This window comes from Citrobacter sp. SX206 (assembly GCF_024181025.1).
In the GTDB taxonomy this organism is placed as follows: domain Bacteria; phylum Pseudomonadota; class Gammaproteobacteria; order Enterobacterales; family Enterobacteriaceae; genus Citrobacter; species Citrobacter youngae.
Map to the genome: position 1 here is coordinate 3283224 of NZ_CP049738.1, position 11617 is coordinate 3294840.

The following is an 11617-nucleotide window of genomic DNA, read 5'->3' on the forward strand; positions in this document are numbered from 1 at the left end:
AATGTTTTATTTACAAGTCACGGCCTAAAATAGGATCGTTACAGATTCCCCACCTTAAATCAATTAAACAAATAAAAACCACACGCTATTTTCGGGTTAAATTAATTAAAAAACTTAAAACCATAAAACACATTAAAACCATCTAACTTATTGTGAAATAAATCAAAATTTGCCGCCAAAATACTCCTTACGATGTATGCAACAGGGAAAAAAAGAAATACTCCGTAATAAAAAAACATTCCCTTCAATTGCAAACAAAACGTTATCAAGTTGCTAAACAGAGCAACAAAAACAGAAACCCAGTAACAAATATACCATCGGGGCTCTATTTACTATGTTCGGTAATAATATATTCACGCAAGTTAAACGCTCAGAAAATAAAAAGATGGCGGTTATCGCTCAATTTCTGAAAGAGAACGATTTGAGCGTTGATACCACCGTCGAAGTATTTATCACCGTCACCCGTAACGACCGTCTGATCGCTTGTGGCGGTATCGCCGGCAATATCATTAAATGCGTCGCGATCTGTGAATCCGTACGCGGTGAAGGCTTAGCGCTGACGCTGGCGACTGAGTTAATCAACCTTGCCTACGAGCGGCATTGCACCCATCTCTTCATCTATACCAAAACCGAGTATGAGTCACTGTTTAAGCAGTGCGGCTTTTCGACGCTGACCAGCGTGCCCGGCATTATGGTGTTAATGGAAAACAGCACCACTCGCCTCAAACGTTACGCTGAATCACTGGCAAAACAGCGCCGTGAAGGGAAAAAAATTGGCTGCATCGTGATGAATGCCAACCCCTTCACCAACGGGCACCGTTTTCTGATCCAACAAGCCGCCGCACAGTGCGACTGGCTGCATCTGTTTTTGGTGAAAGAAGATACTTCGCGTTTCCCGTATGAAGACCGACTGGACCTGGTCCTCAAAGGGACAAAAGATATTCCACGTTTAACCGTACACCGCGGTTCGGAATACATCATCTCTCGCGCCACGTTCCCGTGCTACTTCATTAAAGAGCAGAGCGTTATTAACCACTGCTACACCGAAATAGACCTGAAAATTTTCCGTCAGTACCTGGCCCCGGCACTCGGCGTTACGCACCGTTTCGTCGGTACTGAGCCATATTGCACCGTCACCTCCCAGTACAACAACGATATGCGCTACTGGCTGGAGACCCCAACACTTCCCGCCCCGCCGATTGAACTGGTGGAAATTGAGCGGCTGTGTTTCCAGGAGATGCCGATTTCCGCCTCCTGGGTGCGCAAGCTGCTGGTTAAAAAAGATCTCACGGCTATCGCATCCCTGGTACCCGAAGCCACGCTGCACTACTTGCAAAGCATGGTTGAGCGAACCTCATCGGCTGCGGCAGTCCGCCAAAATACCCCCGCATTAGCAACAGGTGAAAAATGAAAATAAACCAGGCAGCCGTCGCAGGCACTCTCGAGTCCGGTGATGTGATGATCCGCATCGCCCCGCTCGATACGCAGGATATTGACCTGCAGGTTAACAGTAGCGTCGAAAAGCAGTTCGGTGATGCCATCAGGGCCACCATTCTGGACGTTCTGTCCCGCTATAACGTCCGCGGCGTGCAATTAAATGTTGATGATAAAGGCGCACTGGACTGCATTTTACGTGCGCGACTGGAAGCATTACTGGCCCGCGCCAGCGGCATTCCGGCACTGCCATGGGAGGATTGCCAATGATTTCCGATTCTTTACAACAACGTAAATCCCGCACACGCCGCAGCATGTTGTTCGTACCAGGCGCTAACGCCGCGATGGTCAGCAACTCATTCATCTACCCGGCAGATGCGCTGATGTTCGACCTGGAAGACTCCGTCGCACTGCGTGAGAAAGACACCGCGCGCCGCATGGTCTATCACGCGCTGCAGCATCCGCTGTATCACGACGTTGAAACTATCGTGCGCGTAAACGCCCTCGACTCCGAATGGGGCATCAACGACCTTGAAGCCGTGGTACGCGGTGGTGCTGACATCGTACGTTTACCCAAAACGGATACCGCCCAGGATGTCATCGACATCGAAAGCGAAATCCTGCGCATCGAGAAAGCCTGTGGTCGTGAACCCGGCAGCACCGGTCTGTTGGCCGCTATCGAATCACCATTAGGTATTACCCGCGCGGTAGAAATTGCCCATGCTTCCGAGCGTCTGATCGGTATTGCGCTCGGCGCAGAAGACTACGTGCGTAACCTGCGCACTGAACGCTCCCCGGAAGGTACTGAACTGCTGTTTGCCCGCTGCTCAATTCTGCAGGCTGCGCGTTCTGCTGGCATTCAGGCGTTCGATACCGTCTATTCCGATGCCAATAACGAAGCGGGTTTCCTGCACGAAGCCGCACACATCAAGCAACTGGGTTTCGATGGTAAGTCGCTCATCAACCCGCGTCAGATTGAACTCCTGCACAACCTATATGCCCCGACGCGCAAAGAGCTGGCTCACGCACGTCTGGTGGTAGAAGCCGCTGAAGCCGCCGCCCGTGAAGGCCGTGGCGTAGTTTCCCTCAACGGCAAGATGGTCGACAGCCCGGTTATCGAGCGCGCCCTTCTGGTTATCTCCCGTGCAGAACTTTCCGGCATTCGCGAAGAATAAGGCAAAAAAATGACGCAGAAAATCGAACAGTCTCAACGCCAGGATCGCGTGGCGACCTGGAGCCGTCATGCAGAAAGCGAGCTTTCCGCTTATCAGAGCACCGCAAAAGTTGAATTACAGGCGCAAAAACCGCGCAACAAAAAACTGTGCGCTAACCTGGAAGAGGCCATTCGCCGTTCAGGCTTACAGGATGGCATGACCATCTCCTTCCACCACGCTTTCCGTGGTGGCGATCTGACGATCAACCTGGTGATGGATACCATCGCTGCAATGGGCTTTAAAAACCTGACGCTGGCTTCCAGCTCCCTAAGCGACTGCCATGCGCCGCTGGTTGAACACATTCGTCAGGGTGTCGTCAGCCGTATTTATACTTCTGGTCTGCGTGGCCCGCTGGCAGAAGAGATCTCTCGCGGTCTGCTGGCTGAACCTGTTCAGGTCCACTCTCACGGTGGTCGTGTACATCTGGTACAAAGCGGCGAGCTCAACATTGATGTCGCTTTCCTCGGTGTGCCGTCCTGTGACCCGTTTGGTAACGCCAACGGTTATACCGGTAAAGCGTGCTGCGGCTCACTGGGCTATGCCCGCGTAGACGCCGAAAACGCAAAACAGGTTGTCCTGCTGACCGAACAGCTGCTGACCTACCCGCATAATCCAGCCAGCATTACCCAGGATCAGGTGGATCTGATCGTGCAGATCGATCAGGTCGGTGATGCGGACAAAATTGGTGCTGATGCCACTCGCATGACCACCAACCCGCGCGAATTGCTGATCGCCCGCAGCGCAGCAGAGGTTATTGCTAACTCCGGCTACTTCAATGAAGGCTTCTCACTGCAGACAGGCACCGGCGGCGCGTCTCTGGCCGTTACTCGTTTCCTGGAAGACAAAATGCGCAGCCGCGACATCCGTGCTGACTTTGCGCTGGGCGGTATCACTGCCACCATCGTTGACCTGCATGAGAAAGGTTTAATCCGCAAACTGCTGGATGTACAGAGCTTCGACCGTAATGCGGCTGAGTCCCTGGCCCGCAATCCAAATCACATTGAAATCAGTGCTAACCAGTATGCCAACTGGGGCTCAAAAGGCGCCTCTGTCGATCGTCTGGACGTCGTGGTGCTGAGCGCACTTGAAGTGGATACCCACTTCAACGTTAACGTACTGACCGGTTCTGACGGCGTACTGCGCGGCGCATCCGGTGGTCACTGTGATACAGCTGTTGCCGCAGCGCTTTCCATCATCGTCGCACCGCTGGTTCGCGGGCGCATCCCGACGCTGGTTGATAACGTCCTGACCTGCGTAACCCCAGGTTCCAGCGTTGATATCCTGGTCACTGACCACGGTATCGCCGTCAACCCTGCGCGCCCTGAGCTGGCAGAACGTCTGCAAGAAGCGGGTATGAAAGTCGTGTCCATTGAATGGTTACGCGAACGTGCACAGCAGCTTACCGGTCAGCCACGCGCAATCGAATTTACTGACCGCGTAATTGCCGTTGTGCGTTATCGCGATGGCTCAGTGATTGACGTTGTGCATCAGGTGAAGGAATAAGCCATGCACCTGCTCCCTGAACACGCCACCTGCCACGCGGTTTCCATTCCCGAGCTGCTCGCCAGCCGTGATGAGAGACAAGCGAGGCAACATGCCTGGCTCACGCGTCACCACGCGCCATTGGTCTCTTTTACCGTGGTAGCGCCAGGTCCGATCAAAGACAGCGAATTAACCCGTCGCATCTTTAATCACGGCGTCATCGCCCTGCTTGCGCTGGCGAAACAATCATCCTGGATTGTCAGGGAGCAAACTGCGCTGGTCTCCGCCAGCGGTCCGGAAGGTCTGTTGTCCATCGAGGCACCAGCCCACGACCTCAAGCTTGCCACTATCGAGCTTGAGCATTCACATCCGCTGGGACGGTTATGGGACATCGATGTCCTGACCCCTGAAGGAGAAATTCTGTCCCGCCGTCATTTCGCGCTTCCTGCCCGCCGCTGTCTGTTGTGCGAGCAAAGCGCTGCCGAATGTGCGCGGGGTAAAACCCACGCGCTTTCCGACTTACTCATTCAAATGGAGGCACTGCTGCATGATGCCGATTCCCGCAACATCGACGAATAACGCAGTCCTTCCACTGGATCTGCCCGACGCCTACGCAACGCTTGCCTGGCGCGCCATGCTGACTGAAGTCAACTTATCGCCCAAGCCAGGTCTGGTGGATCGCATTAATAATGGCGCGCATAAAGATATGGCGCTGGAAGATTTTCATCGCAGCGCAGAGGCTATCCAGGCCTGGCTGCCACGTTTTATCGAATACGGCGCATTCAGCGCGCAGTTGTCACCTGAAGAAGTACTGAAAGGACTGCGTCCGCTGGGTATGGCCTGCGAAGCTGATATGTTTCGCGCCACCGCTGGGGTAAATACCCACAAAGGCAGCATCTTTTCTCTGGGACTGCTGTGTGCCGCCATTGGCCGCCTGCACCAGCTCCAACTGACTGTTACCGCTGAAACCATTTGCTCTACGGCAGCAACATTTTGCCGGGGCCTGACCGAGCGCGAACTGCGCCAGAACAATCAACAACTCACGGCTGGCCAACGTCTTTATCAGCAACTGGGATTAACCGGCGCACGGGGCGAAGCCGAAGCGGGATACCCGCTCGTCATCCAGCATGCCCTGCCGCACTACCGCGCACTGCTGACTCAGGGCCGCGACCCTGAACTGGCGTTACTCGACACTTTATTGCTGCTGATGTCAATCAACGGCGACACCAACGTGGCTTCACGTGGCGGCGCAGAAGGTCTGCGTTGGCTACAGCAGCAGGCCACCGCCCTGATACAGCAAGGGGGGATTCGTACCCCTGCCGATCTCGAATACCTACACCAGTTCGACCAACAGTGCATTGAACGCAACCTCAGTCCCGGAGGCTGCGCCGATCTGCTGATCGTCACCTGGTTCTTAGCTCAGATTTCACAAGTTCATCATTATCACAATTAAAGATCCTTTCCGGAGAATCACACATGTCTTTAGCAAAAGATAAAATATGGAAGTTACTGGCCCCATTGGTCGTAATGGGCGTCATGTTTCTTATCCCCGTCCCTGATGGAATGCCTCCACAGGCCTGGCACTACTTTGCCGTGTTTGTGGCGATGATCGTCGGTATGATCCTGGAGCCAATTCCGGCAACAGCGATCAGCTTTATCGCCGTAACGATCTGCGTTATCGGCAGCAACTATCTGCTGTTTGATGCTTCAGAACTGGCCGACCCGGCATTTAAAGCAGGTAAGCAAGCGCTGAAATGGGGTCTGGCGGGCTTCTCCAGCACCACCGTGTGGTTGGTGTTTGGTGCGTTTATCTTCGCACTGGGTTATGAAGTCACCGGTCTGGGTCGTCGTATCGCGCTGTTCCTGGTGAAATTCATGGGGAAACGTACCCTGACGCTGGGCTATGCGATTGTTATCATCGACATTCTGCTGGCGCCATTTACACCGTCCAACACCGCGCGTACCGGTGGTACTGTATTCCCGGTTATCAAAAACCTGCCGCCGCTGTTTAAATCCTTCCCTAACGATCCTTCCGCGCGCCGTATCGGCGGATATCTGATGTGGATGATGGTTATCAGTACCAGCCTGAGCTCCTCTATGTTCGTGACCGGCGCTGCGCCAAACGTACTGGGTCTGGAATTCGTCAACAAAATTGCCGGTATTCAAATCAGCTGGCTGCAATGGTTCCTCAGCTTCCTGCCGGTCGGTATTATTTTGCTGATCGTTGCTCCGTGGCTGTCCTATGTTCTGTACAAGCCGGAAGTCACCCACAGTGCTGAAGTTGCCGCATGGGCCGGTGATGAACTGAAAACCATGGGTAAACTGACCCGTAAAGAGATAACGCTGATCGGTCTGGTTTTACTGAGCCTGGGTCTGTGGGTTTTCGGTGGTAAGCTGATTGACGCTACCGCAGTGGGCCTGCTGGCTGTCTCCCTGATGCTGGCGCTGCACGTGGTACCGTGGAAAGACATTACCCGCTATAACAGCGCATGGAACACCCTGGTCAACCTTGCCACTCTGGTAGTAATGGCCAACGGTTTAACCCGTTCCGGTTTTATCGACTGGTTCGCCAACACCATGAGTACGCATCTGGAAGGTTTCTCGCCTAACGCGACAGTAATCGTGCTGGTGCTGGTGTTCTACTTTGCTCACTACCTGTTTGCCAGCCTTTCTGCGCACACCGCCACCATGCTGCCGGTTATTCTGGCTGTCGGTAAAGGTATCCCGGGCGTGCCGATGGAACACCTGTGTATCCTGCTGGTGTTGTCCATCGGTATCATGGGCTGTCTGACTCCATATGCAACAGGCCCTGGCGTTATCATCTACGGCTGTGGTTATGTGAAGTCTAAAGACTACTGGCGTCTGGGTGCTATCTTCGGCGTTATCTACATCTCTATGCTTCTGCTGGTCGGCTGGCCGATTCTGGCAATGTGGAGCTAATCATTTCGGTTCACGCCTGATGAAAATGATGCCAGTCAGCTAAACCTGACTGGCATTTTTTATGATTAAATAGATGATATTCAGAATTTATATAAGTATTCGAAATCATCATGACATCAACATGGCGTTATTCTTCATTACTGGCAGCGCTTCTGCTGCCAGTTTCTGCGGCTCAGGCCGATGAACTCCAGGCAAAACAGTACGCTGACTTTGACAGCTACGTGCTGGCCCTCTCATGGCAAACCGGATTTTGTCAGAGCCAACACGAGCGTAATCGTCAGGAGCCTGACGAATGTCGTTTACAAAAAGAGAGCGCAGACAAAGCGGATTTCCTGACCGTTCACGGTTTATGGCCCAGCCTGCCTAAATCCATTGCCGCCCGTGGAGTCGACAACCGCCGCTGGATGCGTTTTGGCTGCGCGACTCGCCCTATTCCCAACCTGCCTGAAGCACGTGCCAGCCGTAAATGCGCGGCCCCCGAAACCGGACTGTCGCTGGAAAGCGCAGCAAAACTCAGCGCCGTAATGCCCGGCGCTGGAGGGAGATCCTGTCTGGAACGTTACGAGTATGCCAAACATGGCGCGTGTTTCGGTTTTGATCCCGACGCGTACTTTGGCACGATGGTACGGCTGAATAATGAGGTTAAGAACAGCGAGGTGGGCAAATTCCTGGCGGAAAACTACGGCAAAACCGTCAGCCGTAACGCATTTGACGCTGCAGTTGCCAAAAGCTGGGGCAAAGAGAACGTCAAAGCTGTGAAGCTAAGCTGCCACGGCAATCCAGCGTATCTCACTGAGATCCAGTTATCCCTGAAAGCCGACAACATCAACCAGACGTTATCTGCACAGTCATTCTTACCGCAACCGCATCCAGGTAGCTGCGGTAAACAGTTTATTATCGACAAAGTGGGATATTGAAACTTGCGACCGACGCCGCAAGCTGGCGTCGGTCCGTAAGCTCAGCGTTTTGCTCGGGCGTCCGGGCGAACTAAATCAAAACGGTGTGTTTCACTGATCGAATAATACGCCGTTGGTCCGCCCGCACGCAGTATCGGGTTCGCTTTCGCCGTCTGATAGATGCCGTCTTCCAGCAGCGTTTCATCAATGTGGATACCGACCACCTCACCCAATATCAGCCAGGTTTCAACCGGTGAGCCATCAGCGGTAGTCAGTTGCAGGCTTTGCGATAAGCGACACTCAAAATTGACCGGGCTTTGCGCCACGCGCGGCACGTTGACTATCCGGCTATCTGCTTTACTAAGCCCGGCGGCAAAAAACTCGTCCTCACCGTGCGGCAAGCTGGCTGACGTTTCGTTCATCGCAGTGGCCAGTTCAAGAGTCGTCAGGTTCCAGACAAATTCACCGGTTTCGATAATATTCTGCACGCTGTCTTTCCAGCCGCTGCTGGCGAAACCGATAATCGGCGGATGATAGTTAAAACAGTTAAAGAAACTGTATGGTGCCAGATTGTGCCGACCATTGCCGTCACGCGACGCAATCCAGCCAATAGGGCGTGGCCCAATAATGGCATTGAGCGGGTCATGTGGCAGGCCGTGTCCCTGTGACGGTTGATAGAAATACATAGTTTTCCCTGGTGAAGTTAACCTCTGCTAAGCATAAATTGTGCTTCGCTCATCCCCCTGACGGAAGAGGATCAGCGTAGAACAATCCACGAACGATTACGACTGAATAAAGTCGAGTAGATCGGCGTTGATCTGCTGTTTATGGGTGGTGCAAATACCGTGAGACCCTCCGGCATACACCTTCAACTGTGCATCTGGTAGGATTTCTGCCGCAACCTTGCCGCAGGTTTCAAACGGGACAATCTGATCGTCATCACCGTGGATCACCAGCGTCGGGATGGTCATTTTTTTGAGATCCTCACGCAGGTCAGTTTCTGAAAACGCGTGGATACAGTCATATAACGCTTTGATGGAACCTTGTAAGCCCTGTTCAACAAAGCTTTCGCGGACCGACTTCGACTCCTTTGCGCCCGGTCGATTGTAGCCATAGAATGCGGCCGTCAACTCATAGAAAAAGGCGGCACGATCGTTCACAACGCCTTCACGAATGCTATCGAACACCTCCCTCGGTACACCATTCGGGTTAAAGTCGGTTTTAATCATGATGGGTGTTACCGCAGCAATGAGTACCGCTTTTGCGACCCTCTGCGTCCCATGGCGGCCAATATAACGAGCAACTTCGCCACCGCCGGTAGAGTGCCCGACATGGACGGCATCTTTAAGATTGAGATGCGCGGTAAGTTCAGCCAGATCGTCAGCATACTGATCCATATTGTGACCATCCCAGGGCTGGGCCGAACGCCCGTGCCCTCGTCTGTCATGGGCTATCACACGAAATCCTTTCGACCCGAGAAACAGCATCTGATCCTCAAACGCATCTGCCGTCAGCGGCCAACCATGACTGAAGACAATGGGCTGGCCGCTTCCCCAGTCTTTAAAATGCAAATAGCTGCCGTCTTTCAAGGTAAGTTTGTCGTACTGGCTCATGAGATCTCCTGTCGCGGAACACTGAGTTGTTTGACGCGCCCGCAGCGAGCGCTTAAAAAGCATAATGCAAATTGGAGAACGATCACGTTTTTCGGCTAAAATCACACCATACGCGTAATGCTTGTCAGTTAACGAACTAAAGGTAATGAACCTGTTGCCTCTGGTGTATTGTTCCGTTCACCTTATGTTTTTCACTTCTCTGAAACCATACTGCCTGTGAACGTGTTAAGGGTACTATCGCTGTACCCTTAACAATCCCGGCTCCCGGCGGAAAATTGCCACTTAGTGGTTCCCTCCGCTTATTCCTCCAGGCTACCGGGCCGGGCGCGAGGTAGCGTCCCTGCAAAGCGCGCCCTGAGCCAGCATCCATGCTGGCTCTCCCGGCCTTACGGAAACACGTCGGCAATTTTCAGCCGGACCAGCCCACACCTGACCATCTGCGTTTTTTGTTTAAACAGCAAAACAGATTGAGCTGGAAGTCAGAGCGTTGAAGCGATGACCCCGGTCCGGCTGAAAATCGATGAGGCGTTGACGGCTGACCGGGTCTGTCCGCAGGGATGCGGACAGAGGGGACGGCCTGCATGGACGTAGGCTCGGCCCCGACCCGACAGGCAGACAGCATAAGACGAATACATCGCGTAGCGACGATTTTCCCGCCGGGAGCCTGGGTTGCAAGGGAGGTGGCGGCGAGCCTCCCTTGCCCGTTCACGGGGGCTGTGCCGCAGAAAAGTGATGCCGCTGAAGTGAACGGAACCCTGAGCCGGAATCACATGTTCCCTATAATGCTTAACTGGCTGACATTACACCATACGCGACAATATTGATGATTTGCCTGAATGTGAACTAAATCACTTCAAACATGGGGTAAGTCTCAGTATCATCATAAAAGCTAAACCCTTGCCGCCTGACGGTGAGGGTTTTCTTTTGGGATTATTTACCTGCGCACCCGCAGTATCGACGACATGGAGTAATAAATGTCCAGACCAACTATCATCATTAACGACCTCGATGCGGAACGCATTGACCGCCTGTTGGAGCAACCTGCGTTTGCTGGTTTACCGATTGCCGACGCCCTTAACGCCGAGCTGGATCGTGCCCAAATGTGTTCTCCAGAAACCATGCCGCACGATGTCGTGACCATGAACAGCCGCGTGAAATTCCGCAATCTGAGTGATGGCGAAGTCCGTGTGCGTACCCTGGTGTATCCGGCCACTATGACTGACAGCAGCACACAGCTTTCGGTAATGGCACCTGTCGGCGCTGCACTTTTGGGGCTGCGCGTGGGTGATACCATTCACTGGGAACTGCCAGGCGGGACCTCAACGCACCTCGAAGTTATTGAGCTTGAGTACCAGCCTGAAGCTGCAGGCGACTACCTGCGCTAACTCTGTCTTATCAAAGCCACTCGCTTTATCTTACAGGGGATGCATCCGCATCCTCTTTCCGGTTAGATCTCCCTGCTCCTCGCTTTCTTTCCTGTTCGCAAAACATAAATCTGTGTCGTGACTGACAGAATCATTTTTAATACTATGCTGTTATGTGTTCATGTAATGACAAGGAGAATGTTTATGTACAACACGATCATAATGCCTGTTGATGTATTCGAAATGGAACTGAGCGACAAGGCTATTCGCCATGCAGAATTTCTGGCCCAGGATAAAGGGGTGATCCATCTGCTGCATGTGCTCCCGGGTTCTGCCAGTCTGAGTCTGCACCGTTTTGCCGCTGACGTTCGTCGTTTTGAAGAGCATCTGCAACACGAAGCGGAAACCCGTCTGCAAACGATGGTCGGTCACTTCAGCATCGATCCTTCCCGTATTAAGCAACACGTCCGCTTTGGCAGCGTCCGTGACGTGGTCAACGAGTTAGGTGAAGAGTTGAATGCAGATGTGGTGGTCATCGGATCGCGTAACCCATCAATCAGCACCCATCTGCTCGGATCTAACGCCTCCAGCGTTGTCCGCCACGCGACTTTGCCAGTGCTGGTTGTTCGTTAACCGCCACTGATTCGCTAAAGAAAACCCCTGCCAGGTTAACG

At 53.2% G+C, this 11617-nt stretch carries 12 protein-coding genes; 10 read left to right on the forward strand and 2 right to left on the reverse strand.

What is annotated here, in order from left to right; translation table 11 throughout:
- Positions 1-334: 334 nt before the first annotated feature.
- The 8 genes from citC (at position 335) to rna (ending at position 7987) form a co-directional block, all read left to right on the forward strand.
- Entirely contained in the window at positions 335-1411 is a 1077-nt protein-coding gene (citC, locus tag G8S19_RS16060) for a [citrate (pro-3S)-lyase] ligase (RefSeq protein ID WP_048212308.1), read from the forward strand.
- Positions 1408-1704 carry a citrate lyase acyl carrier protein gene (citD, locus tag G8S19_RS16065; protein WP_005120843.1) on the forward strand — a complete coding sequence of 99 codons (297 nt, stop codon included), beginning with the start codon at positions 1408-1410 and terminating at the stop codon, positions 1702-1704. Before citC ends, citD begins: the two co-directional genes overlap by 4 nt.
- Positions 1701-2609, forward strand: a complete 909-nt coding sequence (locus tag G8S19_RS16070) for an aldolase/citrate lyase family protein (protein WP_048212309.1) — start codon at positions 1701-1703, stop codon at positions 2607-2609. The genes citD and G8S19_RS16070 overlap by 4 nt, the downstream gene beginning before the upstream one ends.
- Positions 2610-2618: 9 nt before the next feature.
- A complete protein-coding gene (citF, locus tag G8S19_RS16075; protein WP_048212310.1) occupies positions 2619-4151 on the forward strand; it encodes a citrate lyase subunit alpha in 1533 nt (510 codons plus the stop codon).
- A 3-nt stretch (positions 4152-4154) separates the two neighbouring features.
- Positions 4155-4709 carry a citrate lyase holo-[acyl-carrier protein] synthase gene (citX, locus tag G8S19_RS16080; protein WP_061067505.1) on the forward strand — a complete coding sequence of 185 codons (555 nt, stop codon included), beginning with the start codon at positions 4155-4157 and terminating at the stop codon, positions 4707-4709.
- Positions 4678-5583 carry a triphosphoribosyl-dephospho-CoA synthase CitG gene (gene citG / locus G8S19_RS16085; RefSeq protein WP_048212312.1) on the forward strand — a complete coding sequence of 302 codons (906 nt, stop codon included), beginning with the start codon at positions 4678-4680 and terminating at the stop codon, positions 5581-5583. Before citX ends, citG begins: the two co-directional genes overlap by 32 nt.
- Before the next feature lie 23 nt (positions 5584-5606).
- On the forward strand, positions 5607-7070 hold the full coding sequence (gene citT, locus G8S19_RS16090; RefSeq protein ID WP_048212313.1) for a citrate/succinate antiporter CitT: 1464 nt from the start codon (positions 5607-5609) through the stop codon (positions 7068-7070).
- A gap of 110 nt (positions 7071-7180) precedes the next feature.
- A complete protein-coding gene (rna, locus tag G8S19_RS16095) occupies positions 7181-7987 on the forward strand; it encodes a ribonuclease I (protein ID WP_003835606.1) in 807 nt (268 codons plus the stop codon).
- A 41-nt stretch (positions 7988-8028) separates the two neighbouring features.
- On the opposite strand, the gene G8S19_RS16100 is transcribed toward rna, so the two are convergent.
- Positions 8029-8652: a flavin reductase family protein gene (locus G8S19_RS16100; RefSeq protein ID WP_101742390.1), complete on the reverse strand. Its 624-nt coding sequence runs from the start codon at positions 8650-8652 to the stop codon at positions 8029-8031.
- A 96-nt stretch (positions 8653-8748) separates the two neighbouring features.
- On the reverse strand, positions 8749-9579 hold the full coding sequence (locus tag G8S19_RS16105; RefSeq protein ID WP_253685538.1) for an alpha/beta fold hydrolase: 831 nt from the start codon (positions 9577-9579) through the stop codon (positions 8749-8751).
- 974 nt (positions 9580-10553) lie between these two features.
- Between G8S19_RS16105 and rnk the strand changes: the two genes are divergently transcribed.
- Positions 10554-10964, forward strand: a complete 411-nt coding sequence (gene rnk, locus G8S19_RS16110) for a nucleoside diphosphate kinase regulator (protein WP_003022104.1) — start codon at positions 10554-10556, stop codon at positions 10962-10964.
- Positions 10965-11147: 183 nt separating this feature from the next.
- Positions 11148-11576, forward strand: a complete 429-nt coding sequence (gene uspG, locus G8S19_RS16115) for a universal stress protein UspG (RefSeq protein ID WP_003022101.1) — start codon at positions 11148-11150, stop codon at positions 11574-11576.
- Positions 11577-11617 lie beyond the last annotated feature (41 nt).

Excerpts from the sequence above, each read along its gene's own strand:
- citX (WP_061067505.1), top strand. The coding sequence starts at position 4,155 with ATGCACCTGCTCCCTGAACACGCCACCTGCCACGCGGTTTCCATTCCC.
- citF (WP_048212310.1), top strand. The coding sequence starts at position 2,619 with ATGACGCAGAAAATCGAACAGTCTCAACGCCAGGATCGCGTGGCGACC.
- citG (WP_048212312.1), top strand. The coding sequence starts at position 4,678 with ATGATGCCGATTCCCGCAACATCGACGAATAACGCAGTCCTTCCACTG.
- G8S19_RS16070 (WP_048212309.1), top strand. The coding sequence starts at position 1,701 with ATGATTTCCGATTCTTTACAACAACGTAAATCCCGCACACGCCGCAGC.
- uspG (WP_003022101.1), top strand. The coding sequence starts at position 11,148 with ATGTACAACACGATCATAATGCCTGTTGATGTATTCGAAATGGAACTG.
- rna (WP_003835606.1), top strand. The coding sequence starts at position 7,181 with ATGACATCAACATGGCGTTATTCTTCATTACTGGCAGCGCTTCTGCTG.
- G8S19_RS16100 (WP_101742390.1), bottom strand. The coding sequence starts at position 8,652 with ATGTATTTCTATCAACCGTCACAGGGACACGGCCTGCCACATGACCCG.
- citT (WP_048212313.1), top strand. The coding sequence starts at position 5,607 with ATGTCTTTAGCAAAAGATAAAATATGGAAGTTACTGGCCCCATTGGTC.
- G8S19_RS16105 (WP_253685538.1), bottom strand. The coding sequence starts at position 9,579 with ATGAGCCAGTACGACAAACTTACCTTGAAAGACGGCAGCTATTTGCAT.
- rnk (WP_003022104.1), top strand. The coding sequence starts at position 10,554 with ATGTCCAGACCAACTATCATCATTAACGACCTCGATGCGGAACGCATT.
- citC (WP_048212308.1), top strand. The coding sequence starts at position 335 with ATGTTCGGTAATAATATATTCACGCAAGTTAAACGCTCAGAAAATAAA.
- citD (WP_005120843.1), top strand. The coding sequence starts at position 1,408 with ATGAAAATAAACCAGGCAGCCGTCGCAGGCACTCTCGAGTCCGGTGAT.